Origin of the sequence: Paraburkholderia sp. WS6, assembly GCF_030464835.1 — a bacterium.
Classification (GTDB): Bacteria; Pseudomonadota; Gammaproteobacteria; order Burkholderiales; family Burkholderiaceae; genus Paraburkholderia; species Paraburkholderia madseniana.
Map to the genome: position 1 here is coordinate 44,449 of NZ_JALQCK010000051.1, position 24,413 is coordinate 68,861.

20 protein-coding genes are annotated in these 24,413 nt (G+C 64.0%); 16 read left to right on the plus strand and 4 right to left on the minus strand.

All coding sequences use genetic code 11. The features are described 5' to 3' along the window. Positions 1-17: 17 nt before the first annotated feature. The 8 genes from M0D64_RS38610 (at position 18) to M0D64_RS38645 (ending at position 10,032) form a co-directional block, all read left to right on the plus strand. On the plus strand, positions 18-2,525 hold the full coding sequence (locus M0D64_RS38610; protein WP_308102543.1) for a bacteriophage N4 adsorption protein A: 2,508 nt from the start codon (positions 18-20) through the stop codon (positions 2,523-2,525). A gap of 15 nt (positions 2,526-2,540) precedes the next feature. Next, the gene (locus tag M0D64_RS38615; protein WP_266261525.1) at positions 2,541-3,278 is read left to right on the plus strand and encodes an alginate O-acetyltransferase AlgF; all 738 of its coding nucleotides are present in this window, start codon (positions 2,541-2,543) and stop codon (positions 3,276-3,278) included. 142 nt (positions 3,279-3,420) lie between these two features. Continuing rightward, a complete protein-coding gene (locus M0D64_RS38620) occupies positions 3,421-4,449 on the plus strand; it encodes a twin-arginine translocation pathway signal (RefSeq protein ID WP_266261526.1) in 1,029 nt (342 codons plus the stop codon). Continuing rightward, positions 4,449-5,663, plus strand: coding sequence for a cell division protein FtsQ (locus M0D64_RS38625; RefSeq protein WP_266261527.1), 1,215 nt, complete (start codon positions 4,449-4,451; stop codon positions 5,661-5,663). The genes M0D64_RS38620 and M0D64_RS38625 overlap by 1 nt, the downstream gene beginning before the upstream one ends. 5 nt (positions 5,664-5,668) lie before the next feature. Then, on the plus strand, positions 5,669-7,333 hold the full coding sequence (locus tag M0D64_RS38630) for an MBOAT family protein (RefSeq protein ID WP_266261528.1): 1,665 nt from the start codon (positions 5,669-5,671) through the stop codon (positions 7,331-7,333). 33 nt (positions 7,334-7,366) lie between these two features. Continuing rightward, positions 7,367-7,603 carry an acyl carrier protein gene (locus M0D64_RS38635; protein ID WP_154564227.1) on the plus strand — a complete coding sequence of 79 codons (237 nt, stop codon included), beginning with the start codon at positions 7,367-7,369 and terminating at the stop codon, positions 7,601-7,603. 7 nt (positions 7,604-7,610) lie between these two features. Further along, positions 7,611-9,140 carry an AMP-binding protein gene (locus M0D64_RS38640; RefSeq protein WP_266261529.1) on the plus strand — a complete coding sequence of 510 codons (1,530 nt, stop codon included), beginning with the start codon at positions 7,611-7,613 and terminating at the stop codon, positions 9,138-9,140. Further along, on the plus strand, positions 9,133-10,032 hold the full coding sequence (locus M0D64_RS38645) for a hypothetical protein (protein ID WP_266261530.1): 900 nt from the start codon (positions 9,133-9,135) through the stop codon (positions 10,030-10,032). Before M0D64_RS38640 ends, M0D64_RS38645 begins: the two co-directional genes overlap by 8 nt. 15 nt (positions 10,033-10,047) lie before the next feature. Here M0D64_RS38645 and M0D64_RS38650 read toward each other — a convergent pair whose 3' ends face one another. Further along, on the minus strand, positions 10,048-10,686 hold the full coding sequence (locus M0D64_RS38650; protein WP_266261531.1) for a LysE/ArgO family amino acid transporter: 639 nt from the start codon (positions 10,684-10,686) through the stop codon (positions 10,048-10,050). A 97-nt stretch (positions 10,687-10,783) separates the two neighbouring features. On the opposite strand from M0D64_RS38650, the gene M0D64_RS38655 reads away from it, so the two are divergent. After that, positions 10,784-11,677, plus strand: coding sequence for a LysR family transcriptional regulator ArgP (locus tag M0D64_RS38655; protein WP_266261532.1), 894 nt, complete (start codon positions 10,784-10,786; stop codon positions 11,675-11,677). A 64-nt stretch (positions 11,678-11,741) separates the two neighbouring features. On the opposite strand, the gene M0D64_RS38660 is transcribed toward M0D64_RS38655, so the two are convergent. After that, positions 11,742-13,124 carry an NAD(P)/FAD-dependent oxidoreductase gene (locus M0D64_RS38660; protein WP_266261533.1) on the minus strand — a complete coding sequence of 461 codons (1,383 nt, stop codon included), beginning with the start codon at positions 13,122-13,124 and terminating at the stop codon, positions 11,742-11,744. Between the two features lie 154 nt (positions 13,125-13,278). Here M0D64_RS38660 and M0D64_RS38665 point away from each other — a divergent pair, with 154 nt between their 5' ends. The 3 genes from M0D64_RS38665 to M0D64_RS38675 all read left to right on the plus strand — a co-directional run bounded on the left by M0D64_RS38665 (position 13,279) and on the right by M0D64_RS38675 (position 17,684). Then, entirely contained in the window at positions 13,279-14,250 is a 972-nt protein-coding gene (locus M0D64_RS38665; protein WP_266261534.1) for a LysR family transcriptional regulator, read from the plus strand. Positions 14,251-14,517: 267 nt separating this feature from the next. After that, positions 14,518-16,134 (plus strand): cytosine permease, encoded by a 1,617-nt coding sequence (locus M0D64_RS38670; protein WP_266261535.1) that lies wholly within the window; start codon positions 14,518-14,520, stop codon positions 16,132-16,134. 158 nt (positions 16,135-16,292) lie between these two features. Beyond that, positions 16,293-17,684 (plus strand): FAD-binding oxidoreductase, encoded by a 1,392-nt coding sequence (locus M0D64_RS38675; RefSeq protein ID WP_266261536.1) that lies wholly within the window; start codon positions 16,293-16,295, stop codon positions 17,682-17,684. Positions 17,685-17,824: 140 nt separating this feature from the next. Here M0D64_RS38675 and M0D64_RS38680 read toward each other — a convergent pair whose 3' ends face one another. Further along, on the minus strand, positions 17,825-18,196 hold the full coding sequence (locus M0D64_RS38680) for a cupin domain-containing protein (RefSeq protein WP_266261537.1): 372 nt from the start codon (positions 18,194-18,196) through the stop codon (positions 17,825-17,827). Positions 18,197-18,404: 208 nt separating this feature from the next. Between M0D64_RS38680 and M0D64_RS38685 the strand changes: the two genes are divergently transcribed. Both M0D64_RS38685 and M0D64_RS38690 read left to right on the plus strand, forming a co-directional pair. Beyond that, positions 18,405-19,841 (plus strand): aldehyde dehydrogenase family protein, encoded by a 1,437-nt coding sequence (locus M0D64_RS38685; protein ID WP_266261538.1) that lies wholly within the window; start codon positions 18,405-18,407, stop codon positions 19,839-19,841. A gap of 129 nt (positions 19,842-19,970) precedes the next feature. Further along, entirely contained in the window at positions 19,971-20,429 is a 459-nt protein-coding gene (locus M0D64_RS38690) for a hypothetical protein (protein ID WP_168435859.1), read from the plus strand. Between the two features lie 116 nt (positions 20,430-20,545). Here M0D64_RS38690 and M0D64_RS38695 read toward each other — a convergent pair whose 3' ends face one another. Further along, positions 20,546-21,496, minus strand: a complete 951-nt coding sequence (locus tag M0D64_RS38695; protein WP_154564209.1) for a LysR substrate-binding domain-containing protein — start codon at positions 21,494-21,496, stop codon at positions 20,546-20,548. Between the two features lie 118 nt (positions 21,497-21,614). Here M0D64_RS38695 and M0D64_RS38700 point away from each other — a divergent pair, with 118 nt between their 5' ends. Beyond that, positions 21,615-22,787, plus strand: coding sequence for a M20 aminoacylase family protein (locus M0D64_RS38700; RefSeq protein ID WP_266261539.1), 1,173 nt, complete (start codon positions 21,615-21,617; stop codon positions 22,785-22,787). Positions 22,788-22,951: 164 nt separating this feature from the next. Continuing rightward, positions 22,952-24,307, plus strand: a complete 1,356-nt coding sequence (locus M0D64_RS38705; protein ID WP_266261540.1) for an MFS transporter — start codon at positions 22,952-22,954, stop codon at positions 24,305-24,307. Positions 24,308-24,413: the final 106 nt, after the last annotated feature.

Consider the following 24,413-nt stretch of genomic DNA (forward strand, 5'->3'; position numbering starts at 1 on the left):
TGGTCGGCGCGTTGTGCTTGAGCAGCGCAGCGGTGTATGCGCAGAGCGCAGCGGTCGCGCCGCAGCCGGCCGCGCCTCAGGCGGCCCCATCCGAGCAAAATGCGCTGCCGTTGAGCGGCGCCGCCTATCGGGTGGCGCAAGAAGCGTATGCGGCCTATGGGCGCGGCGACTACACCGGCGCGATCGCGCGGGCGCGCGAGGCGATTCGTCAGCGCCCCGACGTCGTATCGCTGCGCGTGCTGCTCGCCAACGCGCTCGCTGCGCTTCGCCGTTATAACGAAGCAAGCCGCTCGCTCGGCGACGCGATCGCACAGATCGGCCGCGATCCTGCGCTGGTCTCGCGTCGCAAGCAGATCGACGCGCTGAACGTGTCGACCCGCGCGGTCGCCCGCGCCGGCCGCCAGCAACCGGGCGACCCGGACGCGCTGACGGGCGCTGCGTTGAAGGCCGCGCAGCAGGCCTACAAGGCGTATGCAGCGAAGGATTTTTCGGGCACGGTCAGGTACGCGAACGAGGCGATCGCGTTGCGTCCCGATCTGCTGCGCCTGCGCTTGCTGCTGATCGACGCGGCGAGCGCGGCCGGTCAGGACACCGATGCATGGAACGCCGATTTCGATGCAAGCAAGCGCTTCGGCGACAACGACGAACTGCGCGTGAGGCGCAGCTTCATCGGCAGCCGTCTGGCGCCGAAGTCGTCCGGTGCGTCGTTCGCGGCGCGCAAGAAGGGCGACTACGTAGAGGCTGCCGCGCTCGCGCGTGAGGCGGTCGCCTATGCGCCGGATCTGGTCGGCTACCGCATCCAGTTGATCGACGCGCTGTTCGCCGCGAACGATCTGCCAGGCGTGCAAGCGGCGACGAGTGCGGCCATTGCCGCCGACGATACGGAAATCATGCCGCTCACGCTGCGTGGCTACACGCTGGCCGCGCAGGGCAAGACGGCGCAAGCCGAGGCGGACTTCGCCAAAGCGCTGCAGGCTAATGACGCGACCCAGCGCAACCAGCGCGTGGCGCGCGTGATCATCGCCGACGTGTGGATCGCCGAAGGGCAACCGCAGCGCGCACTCGATCTGCTGGCACCTCTGAAGACGAATCGCGATGACACCGATCCGCCGATCGCGCTGCGCCGTTATCAGGCGCGGCAATTGTTGGCGCATGCGTTGGCGGGGCCGAATGCGTCGAACGCAACGACCGCAGCCAACGCAGCCAACGCAGCCAACGCAGTAGCCGCCCCGATGCCTTCATTCGATCCGGCCCGGCGCCCAATCATCGACTGCGTCGTCGATCAGTTCGGCGCAAGCTGCGACGTCTACGCGGCCGATCCCGGTTTCACCGCGGCGCGCGCCACGGCGACCGCCGCGGCCGCGAACGACAAAACCGGCGCGGTCGGCTATGCACGCGAAGCGGTCAAGGCAGCCCCGGACGATCCGCAGCATCGTGTGGAACTGATCAACGCGCTGAGCACGGTCGGCGACGATTCTGCCGCGACGCGCGAAGCGCAAAAGATGATCGATGCCGGCATGCTCGACGCCATGCCCGACATGACGGCCGCGTATATCGCGCAACGTGCCGGCAACAACAAGGTCGCGTACCAGCGCTTCAGCATGGCCGACAAGGCCGGCACCATGCCGGCCAGCGCCGCCGCCGACGCGGGCTATGCGGCGGTCCAGGCGCACCGCAATCGCGAAGCCGCGCAGTACTTCGAGCGCGCCATCGACGCGAGCGCGAAGCCAACGGACGACACGCCGCCGGCCACACCGGCGCAACTGAACGAGATGCGCAGCGCCCACGCCGAGGCCACGCGCAACTGGGGCTTCGACGCCTCGCTCAACTATCGCGGCGCGGGCATGCAGCCGGGCTACGCGTCGTCGCCGACGCCGGGCACGTCGAACAACTGGCAGGCCGGCGTGGAAGCCTACTGGCGTCCGTTCGGCAGTCTCGGCGACCGGATGTTCGAACTCTACGCGCGCGGCTATGAAAGTTTCGGCGTGAAGAACGGCGGCGCGAGCGGCATCGATACCTTGCAGGCCACCGTCGGCGCGCGCGCCAAGCCGTTCTCGCAGATCGACGCGATCGTCGCCTTCGAACGGATCATTCCGATCGGCTCGCAGGTCAATCCCGACTGGCTCGCGCGGCTCGCCTATTCGGGTGGCTACGGCACCGAGCGCCGGGTGGACGTGCCGTCGTGGTGGACTGCGCAGGTCTACGCCGAAACGGGCACCTATCTGAACGCCGGATCGGTCTACGCGACCACTAATCTCGAACTGGGCCGCACCTTCCGCATGGACCGTTACAGCCCGAAGTGGACCGTGTTCCCGTATGCGGTGATCGGCGCGGACTACGACTCGAGCGTCAACCACAGCATTCCGCTCGGTGCCGGCGTGGGGGTTTCGACGCGTTACTGGTTCCGCGACGGCAAATATGACGCACCGCGCTCGTATGTCGATTTGTCGGTGCAGTACCGCCTGAAGATCACGGGTGACGAACGTGCGCGCGGCGTGTTCTTCGGCGCGATCTACTCGTATTGACTCCGGACGAATCAAATGAAAAGAGACCGCTTGGGTAAATCGAAGGTGGCAGCGGTGATGGCAGCGGCCGTGGCCTCAGCCGCGCTTCTGTCGGCTGGCGTGGCGTACGCGGCTGCTGACGATGTCGCGAGTCTGTATGGACCGCAGCCGCCGGCCAACGCGTCGTATCTGCGCGTGCTGAACGCATCGTCGCAGGCGGTGCGCGTTGCGCTTGCCGGCAGCGAAGCGCCGCAGACGCTCGCGCCGGGCGCGGTCACGCGCTTTAGCGTGCTGACGGAAGGCACGTCGGCACGCGTCACGGTCGACGGTAAGGCTCTGGCCGATGCCGCCGGTTCGGGCAATGCGACGGCGAATGCGACGACCCGTGCAGGCGACGCCGTCACCGTCGCGCTACGTCATGATGCAAAGGGGTGGCATGCGACGCGGATCGCCGGCCGCTATGAGCGGGTCGATGGATTGAAGGCGACTTTGCGCGCGTTCAATTTCGCGCCCGGTTGCAGCGCGAAGATCGGTGTGGACGGCAACGGTCCGACGGTGTTCGCGCAAGTGGCCGCTGGCGCGCAGGACGCGCGCTCGATCAATCCGGTCAGCGCGAAGCTGGTGGGGCAGTGCGGCGCGGTGGCGAGCGCGGTGCTGCCGTTGCCTGCGCTCGCTGCCGGTGACAGCTACAGCCTGTTCGTCACCGGCGATGCCGCAAAGCCGGTGTTGAGCGGCGCACGCGATGCGCTCGCGTGGCCGCCGGCCGCGAATTGAGCGGTACGCATTGGCAACACGAAATAGCAGTAAGAAGTAGCGGGAACACCAAGAGAAGATCGCAACGCGGGCCACGCTTCAGCGCGCGCCGCCGATGTTGTGCCACATGAGAGATGCTTCAAATCAGTCCGGGGAACACGACATGACCGACTCCTGCCGTTCGCTCTTCCAACCGTCCATTCAGGCCGGGCCACTCAACAACACTCGCCGCCGCCTGCTGCTCGCCCTGGCCGCGGCCCCGCTCGGCGGCGCGCTGTCGCTGCTGCCGCGCCGCGCGTTTGCCGCGGCGTCGACCAGCGTGATCGAGGGCCGCAATCTGTGGCTCTATCCCGGTTGGGAAAGTCTCACCGATCACGCAACGCCCGCGTGTCTGAAAGCCGTCGATCTGATTCATCAGGCGACGGATCAGCTTGCGGCGCGCGGCATCCATAGCGTGATCGTGATCGCGCCGCTAAAAGCCCGTTCATGCCCGGAGAATCTGCCGGACGGCACCGCGATGTCCGCAGGGGTCGCGAGCCGCTATGCCGCGATTCGCGCGCACGGCGCTTCGCTCGGCTTGCAGATAGTCGATGGCGACGGCGCGATCGCTGCGATCGATGCTTCGCAGGAAAAGTACATTCGCGCCGATTACCACTGGAGCGGCCATTCCGCCGAAGCGGTCGCCGCGCGTGTCGCCAAACGCCTCATGGCGGCCGGTCCGCTGAAGGGCACCGCGGGCGCGGGCAGCCGGCTTGGCAAGTGGAACGAGGAAGTCCGCTACGGCGACCTCGCGACCTTGCTGCCGCCGGAGCGCAAGAAAACGGTCGGCAAGGATCACTTCATCGTGCGCACGGTAGTGGCGTCGCCGGATCTCGTCGATGGTGGCCCGCCGGTCGTGCAGGTGGTCGGCAACAGCATGGTTCAGCCGTACCTCGGTTTTCCGCAGAAGCTCTCGAACGCAATCGATCGCCCGGTTGGTTTGACGTGGACCTTCGGCGACACCGGTCCGTGGAAGACGCTGCTCAACTATGTGGAAGCGCCGGCCTTCAAGGTGAATCCGCCACAAGCGATCGTCTGGCAATTCAACGAAGGGCAGATGATGAATCTGCCGAGCGCGGGCGGGCAGTGGGACGCAGCCTCGGTCATGGCCGACGATGCGTTCCTCGCACGCCTGACCAAGGCTATCGCCTGATGAGCGAGTCAGTTGGACGCACGCCGGCGCGTACGGTGGGTCGCACAGCGGCAGGCGCAGCGGGCAACGACACCGGTGCGGCGCACGGTCACGCTGCTGCGGCGGCGCCGGGGCCGCTCGCTCGCGCGCATCGGCACGTCGCGTGGCTGGTCGCGCTGTTGCTCGGCCTCGGTTGTGCAGGCGCGCTGGCCTCGCTTGTCATGCAGTCGCGCGACGGCGCGTCGTTCGATGCGCATGGTTGGCGTGACGGCAGCCTCGGCCGCAGTCTCGACCGTGCAATCGACGTGCCGTATGCGCGGTCGCTGCATCGCTGGCAAGCCGCGGCGCGTTACCGGTTGTTCGGCGACCTCGGGCATCAGGTACGCGAGGGCTGTCCCGGCTGGCTGTTCTATGCGGACGGCCTGCGCGCGCCGGTGCAGCCGGGACATGATTCTGTCGAACGCGCCGATGGCGGTGACGCGCTGACCGATGCGCGCATCGCCTCCTTGCATCGTTACGCGGATGCGCTACGCAGCGCCGGGATTCAACTGGTGGTGGTGACGGTGCCCGACAAAGCGCGCGTGGAGAGCGAAGCGCTGTGCGGGCTGCGGCAGGACGCGCGGATGACGCAGCGTCTGAATGTATGGAATCGCGCGTTGACCGCGAGCAACGTCACGCACGTCGAATTGATGCCGGCGTTGCAAGCTGCACGTCCCGCGTTTTTCCGTACCGATGTGCATTGGAATGCGCGTGGTGCGCAAGCGGCTGCACAGGTGGTCGGCGCCGCGGTGTTGCCGTTGCTCGGTAAACCCGGCGACACCACATTCACGCACACGACGGCGCAACCCGCGCCGCGCATCGGCGATTTGCTCACGCTCTCCAATCTGAATGACGTGCCGGATGCGTGGCGGCCAGCGCCTGATGTCGTCGCCGCTGAAACTCTACAGGCACAACGCACAGGCGGCCTGCTCGACGACGGTCCCGCCGCCGATGTGCTGCTCGCGGGCAGTTCGTTTTCGCGCCGCAGCGCGTTTGCCGAGCGCCTCGGCGAGCAGCTCGGCCGCGAAGTGTGGAACGTCAGCCTCGACGACGGCCAGTTCGATCGCGCGATGCAGGCGGTTTGGCGCGAGCGTGCCACGTGGCCGAAGAGTGTGCGCGTGGTGATCTGGGAAATGTCGGAAGACGCGCTGTCGATGCCGGTCGGCACCGCTCCCGCACCAGCCAGGCAGGACTGATCCCGATGCTATTCAATTCATTCATCTTCCTCACGCTGTTCTTGCCGCCGGCGCTGGCCGGCTACTACCTGCTCGGCCAGCGCATGCCACGCGCCGCGGCGGCGTGGCTCTGCGGTGCGTCGATCGTGTTCTACGGCTGGTGGAATCCGGCGTTCGTCGCTTTGCTGGTGGGGTCGATCGCGTTCAACTACGCGATGAGCTGTGCGATTGTCGCGGCGCCTGCGCAGTCCGTTCGCCGCCGCTGGTTACTCGGTCTCGCGATCACCGCCGACCTCGCGCTGCTGGTGCGCTACAAATATCTGGCGACGCTGCTCACCGCGCTCGTGCACGCAAGCGGGGTCGCGCCGGCCGACTGGCTCGCGCACGGCATGCAGGACATGATCCTGCCGCTCGGCGTGTCGTTTTTCACCTTCACGCAGATCTGCTATCTGCTCGATTGCAACGCGGGCATCGTCAAGGAGCGCGACCTGCTCGGCTACGTGCAGTTCGTGACGTTCTTTCCGCATCTGATCGCGGGGCCGATCCTGCATCACAAGGAAATGATGACGCAGTTCGCGCAGCCGGCCACGTATAAGCTGCGCGCGGAAAATCTGTCGATCGGTGCGTTCGTCTTCACGATCGGTCTCGCGAAGAAGCTGCTGTTCGCCGACACCATCGCACCGTTCGCCGACGCGGGCTTCGCCGCGCCGCACGAGTTGCAGTGGCTGGCCGCGTGGGGCACCTGTCTCGCGTACGCGTTGCAGCTTTACTTCGACTTCTCTGGTTATTCGGATATGGCCGTGGGCCTCGCGAAGATGTTCGGCGTGCGTTTTCCGTTGAACTTCAATTCGCCGTTCAAGGCGGCCAGCATCATCGACTTCTGGCAGCGCTGGCATATGACGCTCACGCGCTATCTCACGGCTTACCTGTACTACCCGCTGGCAATGCGGATCAACCGTAGCCGTGCGTTGCGTGGCCTGCCGATCGGGCGCCTCGCGCAACGCTCGACGGGCGGCTTTCTCTCGACGGTGGCCGTGCCGACTTTCTACACGATGGCGCTGGCCGGCATCTGGCACGGCGCGGGCTTGCAGTATCTGATTTACGGCTTGCTGCATGCGTCGTATCTCACTGTGAATCACGCTTATCGCGCGTGGCGGGCGGCGGCTGCGCCGGCAGCTGGAGTAGTTACAGCGGGGACGGCACGGGCAACAGGAACAGCAGGAACAGCCGCGGCGTTCACATTGAGCTTCAAAGCACGCGTTCGCCATGCGGGCAAGGTCCTGCTGACCTTCGTGGCCGCACTGGTCGCGTTTGCATTTTTCCGGGCACATGGCGTTGGCGATGCGCTCGCGTTATTGCAGGGCATGGCCGGTCTACGCGGTATCGAAGCGCTCGACTGGCCCGCCTGGAGCACGGCGAACATGGGCCTTGGCGAATGGCTGCATCTTGTCGCGGGCCGCTCGACGCTCGCGTTGCAGATCGTCGCGCTGCTGGCGATCGTCTGGTGCACGCCGAATTCACATCAACTGATGGGCCGCTTCTCGCCGGCGCTCGATCGCGCGGTCGAAGGCTTGCCCGCTGCGCTGACATGGCGGCCTTCGCTGCGCTGGACCGTCGCGATGTTCGGCGTGCTGGTGTTCTGCGTCGCGCAGTTGCATGGCGAAGTGCGTTTTCTTTATTTCCAGTTCTGATTGCCGGAACGACGTTTGCGCAAGGAGTACACAATGACTCAACACGAAACGCTGCACGCCGACGTGGCGGCGCTGGTCGAATCCGTCGTGCTGCGCCTCGTGCGCGGTGATGAACCGCTGCTCGAAACGGGGCTGGTCGATTCGGTGCTGGCCGTCGAAATCGTAATGGGCGTCGAGATGCAATTCGGCGTGCGGATTCCGCCAACCGAGATCGCCGAGCACCTGGCATCCGTGGATGCGCTTTGCGCATTCATCGCCGCCAATCGCTAGGCGCGCCATGCGATTCGATCTGAGCGCGAACTGCTTTGCCGATGTCGATGTTCGTGCGGACACGTGGGCGGTGATCGGTGCCGATCGCGCATTGCGCTGGCACGAGTTGGAGGAACAAGCCCACGCGTGGGCCAGCCAGGCGCGCGCACACGGTTTCGCTGCGGATGTGCCGGTGATCATCCGCGGTCACAAGGAAGCGGAATTTTTTGTGGCGATGGTGGGGGCGTTGCTGCTCGGTGCGCCGTTCGTGCCTGTCGATACGATCTATCCGGATGAACGGATGCAGCGCATCGCGAGCACGCTCGGCGCGCAGACTTACTTCGACGCGCGCGACGGCCGCTTCGTGAGTTTGAACGGGCACGGCGCGTGGGTCGAATTTGAGGCGGTAGAGGGGGCGGTGAGTTCGACTTCGACTTCGACAGCATCAGCACCGCCGGTATTGCGCGAGAAAAACCTCGCATACGTGCTGTTCACCTCCGGTACGACCGGCGAACCCAAAGGCGTCCAGATTGGCCGCGAAAGCGTCGCCGCGCTGGCCGACTGGATGGCGGCCGACTTCGCGCTCGGCGACGCGCCGGTGTTCCTGGATCAGGCACCCTTCAGCTTCGATCTGTCGATGTACGAAGTGTTCGGCACCCTCGCGCTCGGCGGCACCGTGGTACTCGCCTCGCGTGCACTGACGACGCAGGGCGCAGCGTTTCTCGCCACGCTCGCACGTCACCGCATGACCACATGGGTGTCGACACCATCGTTTGCGCAACAGCAACTCCTCAATCCGCAGTTCTCGCAAGACGGCTTGCCGGCGCTCAGGACCTTCCTGTTCTGCGGCGAAGTGCTACCAGTCGCACTCGCGCGCCAATTGCGCCAGCGCTTCCCGGCCGCACGGATCATCAACACATACGGACCAACCGAGGCGACTGTAGCGACCACCTGGATCGTCGTCGACGATACGGTACTCGCGCATCACGCGCGCCTGCCGATCGGCCATGCCAAGCGCGACGCCGAGGTGTTCGTCGACGCTGGCGAATTGTGCATCGCCGGCGCACATGTGATGCGCGGCTATCTGAACCGCGAAGACCTGAACGCGGCACGCATGTTCACCCACAACGGACAGCGGGCGTTTCGCACCGGCGATCTGGGCGCGATCGACGGCAACGGACTGCTGTTCTGCCACGGACGTATCGACGATCAGATCAAGATGGGCGGCTACCGGATCGAATTGATGGAGATCGACGCGGCCCTGCGCGCGCTGCCCGCTGCAGCGAGTGCCGCAGCCGTGCCGTTGCGGCGGCCGGACGGCTCGGTCGCGCGGATCGTCGCGTTCGTCGCAACCGGCAACGACGATGGCCGGCTGCCCGACGCGTTGCACGACTGGAAGACGCTGCTGGCCGCGCGCCTGCCGTCGTATATGATCCCGTCAGAATTGCTCGCGTGCCGGTCCTTGCCGGTATCTGTCAACTTCAAGATCGATCGCGCGCAACTTGCTCAGGATTATCGTGACGTTCATTTCAAAGCACAGCGCCAGCACAATGCGTAGTTCACACGAGGTTCAGACCCGGGAGGGCGAGCCGGTCTCGCCGCGCCGCCGCGCGCTGCTGGCGGCGAGCGCGTGCGCAGCGCTCGTGTACGGCTGCTCGGCGCCTGGTGCGAGCGACGCCGGCGCGTTGGCGCAGGGCGTGGTCTGGCAGATCGACGATGATCATGTCGACCCGCACGGCGACTGGAATCGCCTCGGCGTGACGGATCTGCTCGTGCAATGGACAGCGGTGGACGGCACGTCGTTTCTGCCTGGCACCGCTATGCAAATAGCCCGACGCTTGCCGGACTGGACGCGGATTGCCGGCGAACCATGGGCGCGCAATGTGATCGTCGGTCTCGCCGGACGTTTCGACGAAACCACAGCCCGTGCGCAGGCGGCGCAACTGATCGAACAATCGAAGCAGTTGGCGGCCGTGCGGCCGGCGGTTCACATCGACGGTTATTACTTTCCGGTGGAAGTCGACCCAACCTGGAAGGATGCCGCCGCGCTCGCGCCTTTGCTCGAGAAGCTCTCGCGGCCGCTGTGGATCAGTGTCTACGACAACTCGAATATCGGCGGTGCGGCGCTGGCAGCGTGGCTGGACGGCTGGCTGCCGCGCGATGTCGGCGTGTTTCTGCAGGATGGCTGCGGTGTCTATGCGCGTGGCCCGGCGGCTGCGCGTGAATATGCGGATGCGTTGGCGGCGCGGCTCGGCAAGGACCGTGTGCGGATCATCGCCGAGGCATTTCGTCCCGCCCAGGGCGGCGCGTTCCGCGCGGCGACGGCTGCTGAACTGTCGCCGCAATTGCTCGCGTATCGCGGTTACCGGACCTATCTCTTCGATGGGCCGCATTACGTGTCGGCGCAACTCGTGCAGGATCTGCTCGGCATGCAGCAGGTGCAGAAGTAGGGCGCCTGCCGGCAATCACCGCAACTGCGTCACCGCCAGCAGCAATACCATGCTGCCGATCGCGCCATCCAGCACGCGCCACGCCGTCGCGCGGCGAAACAGCGGCGCCAACGCGCGGGCACCGTAACCCAGACCAATAAACCAGATTCCGCTCACCGCCATCGCGCCGAGCGCGAACGCCACCCGTGCGCCGTCCGGTTCGCGCGCACCGGCCGTGCCGATCAGCAGGAAGGTGTCGAGATACACGTGCGGATTGAGCCACGTGAAGGCCAGCGTCATCAGGATGATCGGCATTGCACGTTGCACGGGTGCTGCTGCGCTCGTGCCCGGTGCGGCGCCGCCCGCATTGGCGTCCAGCACAGCATGTCCCGGACGTACCGCACGGCGCAGCGCGTTGATGCCGAACCACGCCAGATAGGCAAGCCCGATATACAGCATCGCGTGGACGAACACCGGATAGCGTTCCACCAGGACCGACGCGCCACCGACGCCCGCGCCGATCAGGATGCAATCGGACAGCGCGCACAGTGCGACGATCTTGCCGACGTGCGAGCGCATGATGCCCTGACGCAGCACAAAGGCATTCTGGGCGCCGATCGTCACGATCAGCGACGCGCACAGGGCGGCACCGTGGGAAAAAGACAGCCAATTCATAATCGATCCAGTAGACGGGGAAAGCGAACGAGACTAGTCTGCGGTTTTGCTGCTCATAAGAGAAGCTAATTTACTTAATGCCGATTAAGGAACGCTAATGCTCGACTATGCATTGCTCGACGCGCTGGCCGCCGTGGTGCGGCACGGCTCGTTCGACCGTGCGGCCAGCGAACTGAACGTGACGCCCTCAGCGGTCTCCCAGCGGGTCAAGCTGCTGGAGGAGCGGGTGGGGAGCGTGCTCGTGAAGCGCGGCCAGCCGTGCGTCGCGACCACCTCGGGGGCGCTGCTGTGCCGCCATACCGAACGCGTGCTGTTGCTGGAAGCGGAGCTGACCGGCCGGTTGCCGGCACTGCCCGGCGCCTTGGTCGAACCGTGGCCGGCGCTGCGCGTGGCCGTCAACGACGACAGCGTGGGCACCTGGTTCATCGACGCAGTGGCGCAGTTCTGCGTGGAACGGGAGATGCTGCTTGATCTGGTGATCGACGACCAGGACCACACCGCGCAGAGGATTCGCGACGGCAGCGTGCAAGGCGCGGTCACCACGCAGGCCGAGCCGGTGCAGGGCTGCCGCTCGACCCGGCTCGGGCGGATGCGCTATCTGGCGGTCTGCACGCCGGCGTTTCGCGAGCGTCATTTTGCCGACGGCGTCGCGCGCGAGTCGTTACGGCGCGCGCCGTGCGTCGATTTCAACCCGAAGGATCAGTTGCAGAAGCGCTTCATGCGCCGCATCACGCGGGCCGATTTGGATCCGCCCTTGCACTGGATTCCGCACGTCGCCGGTTTTTTGCGCGCCTGCGTGACGGGAATGGGCTGGGGCATGTGTCCCGAACGGATGATCGCGCCGCATCTTGCCAGCGGCGAGTTGGTCGAGGTGGCGCCCGGCAAGCATATCGATGTGGATCTGTACTGGCAGAGCTGGCGCCTGTCGATCGGCTGGCTCGACGATTTCGGCGCGGTGCTGCGCAAGCGGGCGACGGAGTTTCTCGATTGAGCGTTGCGCGGGCGGTGTTTTCTGAATCTGGGAATCTGAAAGACGCCGCCCGCGCTTGCCAATTTCAATGGAGCCGGATCACCGGATGCACGCGTCGACGCAACCAGTGGCTCGCCGAATCGAGCGCCATGCGTGCGAAGCCGGTCAATGTCATCACGTGGCGGCGATAGATGAGCTTGTAGACGGCGGTCGCCAGCCAGCCGTCGACGAACACCGGCTGCGTCAGCAAGCTGTTGCTCAGACTGCCGATCGTGCCTTCGCGGCCGAAGCCGACCAACGTGCCGGCGTCGCGATAGACGAACTCCGGCAAGGGCTCGCCCCCGATTCTGCACTTCAGCGCGCGCGCCAGAAACAGCGCCTGCTGATGCGCGACTTGCGCGCGCGGCGCCAGAAACGCGTCCGCGTTTTCAGAAGAAGGGCAGGCCGCGCAGTCGCCCAGTCCGAATATGTTCGCGTCGTTCGTGCATTGCAGCGTGCGGCTCACCTGCACCTGTGCGTTGCGATTCACCGCGATGCCGTCCAGCGTGCGCAACACCGGCGGCCCCGCGATGCCGGCCGTCCAGATCGCGATGTCGCTGGCGAGCGGTGTGCCTTCATTCGTCAGCACGGCGTCGGCGCGCACTTCGGTGACGCGCGTGGCGTTCAATACGTCGACACCCAGACTGCCGAGCATCTTTTGCGCACGCGCCGAGATCGTTTCGGACAGGGCGGGCAGCACGCGCTCGCTGCTTTCGATCAGACGGATGCGGAAGTCGCGCACGGGGTCGAGAGAAAACGGGCTATAGCGGTTCAGCAGGCGCACCGTGTCGCGCAACGCAGCAGCGAGTTCGACGCCCGTCGCTCCAGCACCGATGATGTTGATCGACACCGGCGTGTCCGCCTGCGCGGTCCGTGCGCGTCGCGCATGGTTGGCACGCAGACAGGCGTCGAGCAGCTTGCGGCGAAACGCTTCCGCATGCGCGACCGATTCGAGCGGTAACGCATGTTCGGCCGCGCCGGGCACGCCGAAATATTGCGTGACGCTGCCCATGGCCAGCACCAGCGTATCGAATGCAAGCTGCCGTGACGGCAGGATTTCGCGGCCGTCGGCGTCGTGGAGCGCATTCAGTGTGATGTGCCGGTTCGTACGATCGAGCGCGGCGAGCTCGCCCTGTTCGAATTCGAAGCCATGCCGTTGTGCCTGCACTGCGTATTGCAATTGATGCGTGGCCGGATCGAGCTGGCCCGACGCGGCTTCATGCAGCAAGGGCTTCCAGAAATGCGTCGGCCAGCGATCCACCAGCACGATCTGGGCGAGACCGGCGCGTCCGAGCGTTTCGGACAGTCGCGTGGCGAGCCCAAGGCCGCCGACCCCACCGCCGACGATCACGACGCGATGCGCCGCCGCTTGCTGCCCTTGCTCTCTGCGTTGCGCGGTAGAGGTTCCCTGCTGATCGATTGCGGCCATGATCCTATCCTCCTGAAGTTGTCCGTGCTGAGCCGGTGAAGGCGTTCCGGGGCTATACCGGGTATTCACCGGCCTCATCTGTCAGGGCCAGTATAGAATCGGCTGAAACCGCAGCACAATTTAATGTTTCTGAACAATATATAGGTTTTCACTTATGTTAAAAGCCGCCACGTTTCGTCAATTGAAAGCCTTGCATACGGTCGCGAAGCTAGGCAGCGTGTCACGCGCGGCCGAAGAATTGAAGCTCACGCAGCCGGCGGTGTCGCTTCAGGTGCGCCTGCTCGAGGAGGCCGCGGGCGCGCCGCTGTTGCAGCGGGTGGGCCGTGGCGTGCAGTTGACCGCGGCGGGCGAAATCCTAGCGCGCTATGCGCTGGAAATCCTCGATCTATGGAACGGCGCAGCAGATGACCTCGCCGCCCTGCATGGCGAGCAGGGCGGCACGCTGCGCATTGGCGCGATCACGACCGCCGAATATCTGATCCCGCCTTTTCTGGTGCGCTTCACGGAATCGCGCCCACAAGTGAAGGTGCAATTCAAGGTCGGCAATCGCGCCGACATCATCCGCATGCTGGCCACGCACGAGATCGATCTCGCGGTGATGGGCAGCGCACCACGCGAATTGCGCACGGTGGCCACGGCGTTCGCCAAGCATCCGATGGCGTTCGTCGCCTCGCCCGCCCATGCGTTGATGAAGAAGAAGCGCCTGTCGCTGGACGATCTGCAATCCGCGAATCTGTTCGTGCGGGAGCGGGGCTCGGGCACGCGCTCGACCGTCGAGAATCTGTTTCGGCTCGCCGGCCACAAGCTGCATATCGGCTCCGAACTCTCGAGCAACGAAGCGATCAAGCAACTGGTCGAGGCGGGCTTGGGTATCGCGTTTCTGTCGCTGCATGCGTGCTCGCTGGAATTTCAGGCGGGCTTGCTGGCGTTGTTGCCCTTGCCCGCGAATCCAATCGAGCGCGATTGGTACGTGATGCATGTGTCCGATAAACGCCTGCCGCATGTCGCCGGCCTGTTCCGCGACTTTCTGATCGAGCACGGCATGTCCGGCGCGGTGCCGATCCCGCTGCCGACTGTTGCCGCGGCGAAGCGGCGCCGTCAGGCGCGTGAGGCAAGCCCGATTTGAGGCGAGGATTCTCGCTATTCGCTTCGACGTTTGCGTTTCACAAGGGCTGAAGGAGGTCCCAGAGCGGCCTTTGGATGCATCCGCAGAGCCTTATAGGACGGGCATTTCAGGTTACATCGCCCGCGATCGAAGTAAAGGTTGGGCGGGCGATATTTTTGCCCGCACGGATTGTCTTTACAGTGGCGTCCAGACATCTGAGAAAAGTGGACGCCGCATCCTCGTGGCGAGCCATTGTGATTGACCTGGCCGTTACAGGAGTTGGAGACAATGAGCAGCAACAGCATCACCCAAGTCGAAACATTCGGTTTTGAACGCATTCCGGATCGCTCGCGTTATGCGCGGCCGATCGATCTGTTCCGCTTGCTGTTCGGCGGTTGCAATACCTTTTCCACCGCGGTGCTCGGCAGTTTTCCGGTGCTGCTCGGTCTGTCGTTCAAGGCGGGTGTTTATTCGATCGTGCTTGGCGTGGTGATCGGTTCGTGCATTCTTGCGCCGATGGGGCTGTTCGGTCCGCGCAACGGCACGAGCGATCCGGTTTCGTCGGGTGCGCATTTCGGCATTCATGGCCGGATCGTCGGCTCCTTTCTGGCGGTGTTGACCGCCGTCGCGTTCTTCTCGCTGGCGGTGTGGAGCTCGGGCGATGCGCTCGTGGGCGGCGCGAATCATCTGCTCGGCCTGCCGGTCAACTGGATGACGTTGAGCTTCGCGTACGGTCTCTTTGCGGTGCTGGTGCTGACCGTCTGCGTCTACGGCTTCCGCTTCATGCTTTGGGTCAACAAGATCGCCGTGTGGGCCGCGAGTCTGCTTTTCGTGGTCGGCATTGTGGCGTTCGCCGGGCCGTTCAATAGTGCGTACGCCGGCAAGGTGGCGCTCGGCTCGGTGGGTTTCTGGCCGGCGTTCGTGAGTGCTGTGCTGGTTGCGATGAGCAATCCGGTGTCGTTCGCCTGCACGCTCGGCGACTGGGCCCGCTATATTCCGCAGAACACACCGAAGAAGCGCACGATCCTCGCGGTGATGCTCGCGCAACTGGCCACCTTCGTGCCGTTCTTCTTCGGTCTCGCTACCGCGACGATCATCGCCAGCAAGGCGCCGGATTTCATCGCCTCGAATAACTACGTGGGCGGTCTGCTGGCGATCTCGCCGAACTGGTTCTTTCTGCCGGTGTGCCTGATTGCGATCATCGGCGGGATGTCGACGGGTACCACCGCGCTGTACGGCACCGGGCTCGATATGTCGAGCATGTTTCCCAAGTTTCTGAACCGCGTGCGCGCCACGTTGCTGATCGGCAGCCTCGCCATCGGCTTTATCTTTCTCGGCCGCTTCGCGTTCAATCTGGTCGAAAGCGTATCGACGTTCTCGGTGCTGATCAACGTCTGCAGTTGCCCGTGGATGGTGATCATGATCATCGGCTTCGTGACGCGGCGCGGTTTCTATCTGTCCGACGATCTGCAGGTGTTCAATCGCGGCGGCCGTGGCGGGCACTACTGGTTCACGCACGGCTGGAACTGGCGAGCGATGGGCGCGTGGATTCCGAGCGCGGTGGTCGGCCTGTGCTTCGTCAATCTGCCGGATCAGTTCGTCGGTCCTCTTGGGCAGCTCGCCGGTGGTCTCGACATCAGCATGCCTGTTTCGCTGACGCTGGCCTGTGCGCTGTATATCGCATTGCTGCAGTGTTTTCCTGAACCGGATGGCGTGTATGGACCGCTTGGCCGACGTTGGTTGCGTAGCGGTCCGCAGCGCAACGCGACCGTGCACCCGGTGGTGCCGGCGACCAGGCTTAAGGCTGGCGGCGCGCAAATGAAGACACAAATGAAAACGCAGGCGCAGCAGCGCGCCGTACGACGTGAACGCGAAGAAGTGCTGGACACGCAGGACGCGGGTTGAATCGTGCGGTTCGAGGCGCTCAGTGCAAGGCGCAGTGAAGACTTCGCCGAGGGCAATCGAGGTGGCATTAGAAGCTGCGTCGAAGCGCCACCAAGGCCGCACCGAAGCAACAGTCGCGCAGCAAATGCAATGGTATTCAAGTTGAGTAGGCAAACACAATGAGCGAGTCAGTAAAGCGCGCGTTTGAAGGTGTAAAGCTGTTTCCGTTCTGGCTGGACAATCCGCGTGCACCGGCTGTCGAACGGGAATTGATCGGACCGACTTCCGCGGATCTGGTGATCGTCGGCGGTGGGTTCACCGGTTTGTGGGCCGCGATTCAGGCGAAAGAAGCGGACCCGTCGCTCGACGTCGTGCTGGTCGAAGCGGGGAAGGTGGCCTACGGCGCATCGGGTCGTCCGGGCGGGATCATCTCCACGTCGGTGATGCATGGTCTGCCGAATGCGACGCGGGTCTTTCCGCAAGACCTCGACGTGCTGGAAAAGCTGGGGCAGGAGAACCTCGACGGTTTCAAGGAGTCGTTGACGCGTTACGGCATTGAAGCGGACGTCGAATGGAATGGCGAGATGACGGTGGCCGTCGATCCGGGGCACCTCGATCATCTGAAAGGCGATTACGAGCTGCACGTAGCCCACGGGCATGATGTCGTTTTGCTCGACAGCAAAGGCGCACGCGAACAACTCGATTCACCGCTGTTCGCAGGCGCGATGTGGTCGCGCAATCGCAGCGGCACGATTCATCCGGCGAAGCTCGCGTGGGGACTGAAGGCCGCCGCGCTGAAACTCGGTGTGCGTTTGCACGAACACTCGCCGATCACGCGCATGGAAGATCTCGGCGCGACGATGATCGTGCATACCCAGGCGGGCAGCGTAGAAACGCCACGCGTGCTGCTTGGCACCGGCACGGCGGATGTGGGCGTGACCGACATCAAGCGGCGCGTGATGCAGGTGCGCGATCACATCATCGCGACCGCACCTTTGAGCGACGAGCAGATGGCGCGCATCGGCTGGAACAATCGCCAGGGCATCTACGATACGCGTACGCAACTCAATTATTTCCGTCTTACCAAAGACAACCGGATCATCTTCGGCGGCCGTGTGAGCTATCACTTCGGCGGTGATCCAAATCCGGCCGCGGATCGTGACGAGAGTACATACTACAAGCTTGCCGAAGCGTTCTACCGCACGTTCCCGCAACTGGACGACGTGCGCTTCACCCATGCATGGGGCGGCCCGATCGACTACTGCTCGCGCGGCGCCGTGTTCGCGCGCCGCTATCACGGCGGCAAGAGCGTGTTCGTCGCGGGCTATACGGGTTTCGGCGTGGCGGGCAGCCGCTTTGGTGCGAAGATGGGCCTCGACATGCTGTGGAATCGGGAGACGCTGATTACGTCGCTGGATATCTCGCGCAAAGGGCCGTCGTACATTCCGCCGGAACCGTTGCGCTGGATCGCCGCGAAGATTACCTTCAACGCATTCGACGGCGCCGACGATCGCGGCGGCTGGCGGCGTCTCTGGATCAATTCGATCAAGGCGCTGGGCTTCCCGATGTAGTGGCGGTGGTAGTTGTCGATGTGCCTGGCGGTTTTTTTAATGATTGCCGCCAGAATAAAAAAACCGCACCTTAAGGGGTACCGCACCTTAAGGTGCGGAGGTGCGGTTCTTGTTGAAGCAACGCTGCGATGCAGTATGAATCAACCGCAGTACACGATGCTGTACTTCTTGGTCGCCACCGGCATATGCCACGTGCCCGAGAAGCCCTTGTGCAGGATGAAGGCGTCGCCGACGGCATAGCGTTCGCTGCGGCCGTCGTCGCTGGTGATGACGACTTCGCCTTCGATCAGCACGCAGACTTCGTGGATCGGCAGGTCGGCCAGCTTCAGCGTGCCCGCATCGCATTGCCATACGCCGGCGGACAGCATGTTGCTTGCGTCGGAGAATGCGTTGAGGGCGTGCGGTGCCTTGGCGCCTTCGAGGATGACGTCGGCCGGATCGTGCAGAGCGGGGTTCAGGCCGGAAGCGCCGGGGCCTTTAGCGTCGATGCGGGTGAAAGTGATGGTGCTCATGTGTTTCTCCAGGTTAATTTGATTCAAAGACGAAGGATTCGATGACGGAATCGAAGCAGAACCGGAGTCTGAGCCAAAGCTGCGTAGCGATGAATTTCGATTTGAAGACATTCAGATTGAGCGGCGTCGATGTAAAGCATTCGATACCGCTCTTGGGCGCTTTGCCGGCCCAACGTCTGACCCAACCATTCATGTAAAGGACAAGCCCATGCAACACGCCAAACAGTTTTACATCGACGGCCAGTGGGTCGATCCGCAAAACCCGGCCGGTGCCGCCACGCTCGACGTGATCGATCCGTCCACGGCTACCGCGTTCGCGCAGATTTCGCTCGGCAGCGCGGCCGATGTCGACCGCGCCGTGGCCGCGGCGAAGCGTGCCTTTCCTGCCTACAGCGAGACGACGATCGCGCAGCGAATCGATTTGCTGCAAGCGATCCTCGACGTGTACCGCAAGCGCTATGACGACATGGTGCATGCGATCAGCCGCGAGATGGGCGCACCGCTGCAATATGCGAACGACGCGCAGGCGTGGACCGGCGTTGCGCATCTGGAGACGATGATCCGCACGCTCGACACGTTCGAATTCGAGTACGTGAAGAGCAGCATTCTGATCCGCAAGGAAGCGGTCGGCGTGTGCGGGCTGATTACGCCGTGGAACTGGCCGGCCTTGCAGATCGCCACCAAGGTCGTGCCCGCGCTCGCGGCCGGCTGCACGATGGTGCTCAAGCCTTCGGAACTGGCGCCGCTCTCCGGCATCATCTTCGCCGAGATCCTCGACGAAGCGGGTGTGCCGGCCGGCGTGTTCAACCTCGTCAACGGCGAAGGCGCAACGGTGGGCGAGGCGATGTCGCGTCATCCGGACATCGACATGATGTCGTTCACCGGTTCGACGCGTGCGGGCGTGCAGGTCGCCAAGGCCTCGGCGGACACGGTCAAGCGCGTGCACCAGGAACTGGGCGGCAAATCGGCCAACCTGATTCTCGAAGATGCCGATCTGAAACAGGCTGTGATGCGCGGCGCCCGTGCGTGTTTCGACAACAGCGGCCAGTCGTGCGATGCGCCCACGCGCATGTTCGTGCCGCGCGCACGCCTCGCCGAGGCATTGGCGTATGCGAAGGAAGCGGCTGAAGCACTCGTCGTCGGTCCCGCGGATGCGAAGGGCATCGATCTCGGGCCGGTCATCAGCGAGCAGCAGTTCGACAAGATCCAGCGGCTGATCGGCGTGGGCGTTGAAGAGGGCGCTACGCTGGTGGCCGGCGGGCCGGGCCGTCCTGAAGGATTGAAGGATGGTTACTTCGTGCGCCCGACGGTGTTCGGCAATGTCACGCCGACGATGACGATCGCGCGCGAAGAAATCTTCGGACCGGTGCTGTCGATTCTCGGCTACGACACGGAAGACCAGGCGATCGCAATGGCCAACGACAGCCTCTACGGCCTCGCGGGCTATGTGCAATCCGCCTCGATCGAGCACGCGCATGCCGTGGCGAAGCGCCTGCGTACCGGCACGATCTATCTGAACTACGCGGACTACAGCCCCGATGCGCCGTTCGGCGGCTTCAAGCAGTCGGGCAATGGCCGCGAGTACGGCGAGTTCGGTCTCGAGGATTTTCTGGAGATCAAGGGCGTGGTGGGTTACGCGAGTTGAGGCTGGGCGACGGCCGGGCGGTGAGGGACGTCACCGCGCCGGCCGTTTTCCGATGGCTGTTCCAATCTGCGAACGCCGTTTGCGGGCGTCTATAATCTTTGCCGGAATTCGCCATCGGATCTTGAACCTGTGAAAACGACTATCGCTATTGCGCTTGCTGCGCTTGCCTTGAGCGGCTGCATGTCCGCCGAAAAACAGGAGGCGCAGGCGCGCGACTTTACCCGCTCAGAGAACCTGCTCGATAGCGCGCAGCGTAACGCCGCGGTCGGGTGCGCAGATCAGGCGCAGTGCGACAAGGCCTGGTCGCTTACGAAGGACTATGTGGCGGCGCATTCTTCCACGTCGATCGTCCGCGCGGACGCGGTAGCGATCGAGACCGATGTTCCGAACCGCTCGGGCCATGCGGTCTTTTCGGCCACGCGCGTGGCCAAGGGCAGCGGGGCAACGATCACGCTGTACGCGCAGTGCCGTGGCATGTATGGCCAGGATCGCGCGATGGGCTCTGACTACGATGATTGCGTCAAGCAGATCGGTCCGACGCAAAACGGCTTCGTGCCGTATCTGCAGAAGCATTTGTCCAGCCAGTAATCCGGCCAGCAACCCAGGTAGTAGCGGGCGACCGTACCTCGCCTGTTTGAATGCCATGAAGCGACGCGTGCCCGTGACGTTGCTCGACAACGCGATTCCGTCACGCCACTACATCGCTACAGCAGCAGTTCGATCGAATGAAACAGCCGGCGCAGCTCGGGGTCTTGCGAGCGCGCGCCTTCGTCGACGACTTCACGCAAACACTCGAGAAAACACGTGGCCGCCGGACTCGTCGGCGCGCCGCGGCGTGACGTGATGCTAACGATGGTTTCATCCACCGTCTCGCGCAAGGGCAGCGCCCACAGATTCTCCTTCGCGATGCTCACCTCGACGAGCGGCCACGGAAAAATGCTGAGCATGTCCGTTTGCGCGAGCAAGCCGAGCACGACCGCGAGCGAATGCGCGAGATGGATCGTGTGCGGCACCTTCATGCCGCGCTTGCGGAACAGATTGTCCGAGATCGACTCGCGGCTGGCGGGGTCCCAGTTCAATACCCATTCGGCGTCTTCCAGTTCGAGCAGCGTGCGGCAACCCGCCTTGGGATGATCGCGGCGCGCGACCACCGCCGAATGCGTGGAAAACAGCGGTACGTTGTGAAACTCCGATTGCGGCGAAGCAGGCGGAGGACGGCCAATCGAAAAATCGAGGCTGCCGTCGCGCAAGCGCGGTTGCACGACCGCCAACAGACCCTCGAAGAATTCCAGTTGGACCTCCGGCATGCGTTGCCGGAACCGCTGCACCGTGGGCGGCAGGAATGTCAGCGCCACCCACGGTGTGACGCCGATCGACAGTTTGCCGGCCGCTGCGCCGCGCATCGCCTCGATCTCCGCTTCTGCGCGCTGCAACTGACCGAGCACCAGCCGCGCATGCACGACCAGCGCGCGGCCGAACTCCGTGAACGCGACGCCGCTCGCGCCGCGCACCAGCAACGGCGCGTGCAGATCGGCTTCCAGTTCGCGCATGGCCTTGGTCACGGCGGCCGGCGAAAGTTCGAGCGAACGGGCGGCAGCCCGGATACTGCCGGTATCCGCAATGGCCGCTAAGGTGCTGAGTTGATGCAGTTTCATCTGGAAAACCCGTACATGGGTGGCAACCGCTGGTTGCTGGCGCAACGATTCTACGCCTGCCGCTGGAAAATCGGCGTGGTTATGCTCGGTTCACGCTTTCATCGACGGAGACAACATCGTGAACACCATGGCCATCCCGGCGGGCATCGCCGAACTCGAAGACGAAATGATCGCGCTGCGGCGCCGCATCCACGCGCAGCCCGAACTGGCTTACGAAGAGTTCGCCACCGGCGACCTGGTCGCGGAACGCTTGCAGGAGTGGGGCTACACCGTGCATCGCGGGCTGGGTCAGACCGGCGTTGTAGGGCAACTGAAAGTAGGCGGCGGCACGCGCAAACTCGGCCTGCGCGCCGACATGGACGCACTGCCGATTCATGAGACGACCGGCCTGCCGTACGCGAGCACCGTCCCCGGCAAGATGCACGCATGCGGCCATGACGGACACACGGCGATCCTGCTGGCGGCAGCCAAGCATCTGGCGCAGGAAAAGAGTTTCGACGGCACGTTGAACCTGATTTTCCAGCCCGCTGAAGAAGGTCAGGCCGGCGCGAAGAAAATGCTCGAAGACGGCCTGTTCGACAAGTTTCCGTGCGACGCGGTCTTCGCGATGCACAACATGCCCGGTTTTCCGACGGGCAAGTTCGGTTTCCTGCCGGGCTCGTTCATGGCTTCGTCCGATACGGTGATCATCAAGGTGACTGGCCGCGGCGGTCATGGCGCGGTGCCGCACAAGGCGGTCGATCCCGTGGTGGTGTGCGCGCAGATCGTGCTGGCCTTGCAGTCGATCGTGTCGCGCAACATTGCGCCGCTCGACATGGCGATCATCACCGTCGGCGCGATTCACGCCGGTGAAGCACCGAACGTGATTCCTGAAACCGCGGAGATGCGCCTGTCCGTGCGCGCGTTGAAGCCCGAGGTTCGCAACTATTTGCAGGAGCGAATCACGGCTGTCGCCTGCGGGCAGGCGGCGGTGTTCGGCGCGCGTGCGCATGTTGACTATCAACGACGTTATCCGGTGCTCGTCAACGATGCGCAGATGACCGGTCTCGCACGGCAGGTCGCGCTCGACTGGCTCGGCGAAGACGGTTTGATCGCCGACATGCAACCGTTAACCGGCAGTGAAGACTTCGCGTTCCTGCTGGAGCGTTGCCCGGGCAGTTACCTGATTATCGGCAATGGCGACGGCGAGGGCGGTTGCATGGTCCACAACCCGGGCTATGACTTCAACGACGACTGCCTCGCTACCGGCGCGGCCTATTGGGTGCGGCTTGCGCAGACGTTCCTCGTCTGAGCTGGGTGCCATCGGATTGAACTGAGGCCGTGCAAGGCTCCGAGGGTCACGAAGACCAGCGGGGCCATCAAGGCCGTGTTGGGGCCAGTCAGGCCGTCCTTTGCTTTCAGGCGCACAAGACCGCAGGGCCGCGCATCAGCAGGGAGGACACCATGGAGACACAGATGGACTATTCCGCTACACCGCAACCAGCAGGCACCGACGCGTTGAATCTCGCTGGCGCGTCGGCCACGCCGCCGGCCAAACGCACGAGCCACGCCAAAGCGATTGCTGCGATCACGCTCGGCAACGGCCTCGAGTTTTTTGACTTCACGATCTACAGTTTCTTCGCGACGATCATCGGCAAGCTGTATTTCCCGGTGGAAGGGCAGCTTGCGCAACTGATGCTGGCCGCCGGCACGTTCGGCGTGGGATTCATCATGCGTCCGGTGGGCGGCATTGTGCTCGGCGCCTATGCCGACCGTGCCGGCCGCAAGGCGGCGATGAGTCTCACGCTGTGGCTGATGACGCTCGGCTCGGCGATCATCGCGTTCGCGCCGACGTACGCGGCGATTGGCGTCGCCGCGCCGCTGCTGGTGATCCTTGCGCGATTGATTCAGGGCTTCGCGCTGGGCGGCGAGGTCGGCGCATCGACCTCGTTGCTGCTTGAATATGGCAGCGACAAGACGCGCGGGTTCTACGGAAGCTGGCAGTTCGTGAGCCAAGGGTTGAACACCGTATGCGGCTCGCTGCTGGGTGTTGCGTTGGCGGCGGCGCTGTCCACTGCCGCGCTGGAGAGCTGGGGCTGGCGTGTGCCGTTTGTGATCGGCATGGCGATGGGGCCGATTGGCATTTACATCCGGCGGCATCTGGACGAAACGTTGCCGGGCGTGGAAGACGGTACGGTTTCGGCGGCCCAGGCGCCGGATGCACAGCCTGTTCGCAAGCTGTTCCGCGAGCATTCGCGCGTGATTACGACGGGGGTGTTGACGACTATTGGCGGCACGGCGGCGAATTACATCGTGCTGTTTTATCTGTCGACCTACGCGATTCGGATTTTGCATTTGCCGATGTCGTCGGCATTGTGGGCCGCGTGGACCGCGGCGGTGGTGACGGTGATTTGCTCGCCGTTTGCGGGGGCGTTGTCCGATCGGGTGGGGCGTAAACGTGTTTTGTGGATTTCGCGGGTGTTGCTGATTGTTGCCGTGTATCCGGCGTTCATGATTATCAATGCTTCGCCTACGGTGCCTGTTTTGTTGTCTGTCGTTGCTGTGCTGGCTGTGTTTGTCGCTTTTACGGCTGTGCCCAATATCGTCATGTTGCCCGAGATGTTTCCGCGCGAGATTCGCGCTACCGGGATGTCGATTGTTTATTGTTTGGGGGTTTCGATTTTTGGCGGGTTTGCGCAGTTTTTTGCTACCTGGTTGATTCAGATTTCGGGGAGTAATCTGGCGCCTGCCTGGTATTTGATTGGGTGTGGGGTTGTGTCGTTGTTGCCGTTGCCGTTTATGCGGGAGACTGCTGGGAAGGCAATAGATTAAGGTTGGGTTTTTGCCTTTGGCGGCGGCATTGTCAGTGTTCCTATGGTGTTGGCCTTTCCTTGCATTGTTAGTGGTCTATTAGCGTTGCCCCTGTGCGGGGCAATGC

Excerpts from the sequence above, each read along its gene's own strand:
- M0D64_RS38615 (WP_266261525.1), top strand. The coding sequence starts at position 2,541 with ATGAAAAGAGACCGCTTGGGTAAATCGAAGGTGGCAGCGGTGATGGCA.
- M0D64_RS38620 (WP_266261526.1), top strand. The coding sequence starts at position 3,421 with ATGACCGACTCCTGCCGTTCGCTCTTCCAACCGTCCATTCAGGCCGGG.
- M0D64_RS38625 (WP_266261527.1), top strand. The coding sequence starts at position 4,449 with ATGAGCGAGTCAGTTGGACGCACGCCGGCGCGTACGGTGGGTCGCACA.
- M0D64_RS38630 (WP_266261528.1), top strand. The coding sequence starts at position 5,669 with ATGCTATTCAATTCATTCATCTTCCTCACGCTGTTCTTGCCGCCGGCG.
- M0D64_RS38635 (WP_154564227.1), top strand. The coding sequence starts at position 7,367 with ATGACTCAACACGAAACGCTGCACGCCGACGTGGCGGCGCTGGTCGAA.
- M0D64_RS38640 (WP_266261529.1), top strand. The coding sequence starts at position 7,611 with ATGCGATTCGATCTGAGCGCGAACTGCTTTGCCGATGTCGATGTTCGT.
- M0D64_RS38645 (WP_266261530.1), top strand. The coding sequence starts at position 9,133 with ATGCGTAGTTCACACGAGGTTCAGACCCGGGAGGGCGAGCCGGTCTCG.
- M0D64_RS38650 (WP_266261531.1), bottom strand. The coding sequence starts at position 10,686 with ATGAATTGGCTGTCTTTTTCCCACGGTGCCGCCCTGTGCGCGTCGCTG.
- M0D64_RS38655 (WP_266261532.1), top strand. The coding sequence starts at position 10,784 with ATGCTCGACTATGCATTGCTCGACGCGCTGGCCGCCGTGGTGCGGCAC.
- M0D64_RS38660 (WP_266261533.1), bottom strand. The coding sequence starts at position 13,124 with ATGGCCGCAATCGATCAGCAGGGAACCTCTACCGCGCAACGCAGAGAG.
- M0D64_RS38665 (WP_266261534.1), top strand. The coding sequence starts at position 13,279 with ATGTTAAAAGCCGCCACGTTTCGTCAATTGAAAGCCTTGCATACGGTC.
- M0D64_RS38670 (WP_266261535.1), top strand. The coding sequence starts at position 14,518 with ATGAGCAGCAACAGCATCACCCAAGTCGAAACATTCGGTTTTGAACGC.
- M0D64_RS38675 (WP_266261536.1), top strand. The coding sequence starts at position 16,293 with ATGAGCGAGTCAGTAAAGCGCGCGTTTGAAGGTGTAAAGCTGTTTCCG.
- M0D64_RS38680 (WP_266261537.1), bottom strand. The coding sequence starts at position 18,196 with ATGAGCACCATCACTTTCACCCGCATCGACGCTAAAGGCCCCGGCGCT.
- M0D64_RS38685 (WP_266261538.1), top strand. The coding sequence starts at position 18,405 with ATGCAACACGCCAAACAGTTTTACATCGACGGCCAGTGGGTCGATCCG.
- M0D64_RS38695 (WP_154564209.1), bottom strand. The coding sequence starts at position 21,496 with ATGAAACTGCATCAACTCAGCACCTTAGCGGCCATTGCGGATACCGGC.
- M0D64_RS38705 (WP_266261540.1), top strand. The coding sequence starts at position 22,952 with ATGGACTATTCCGCTACACCGCAACCAGCAGGCACCGACGCGTTGAAT.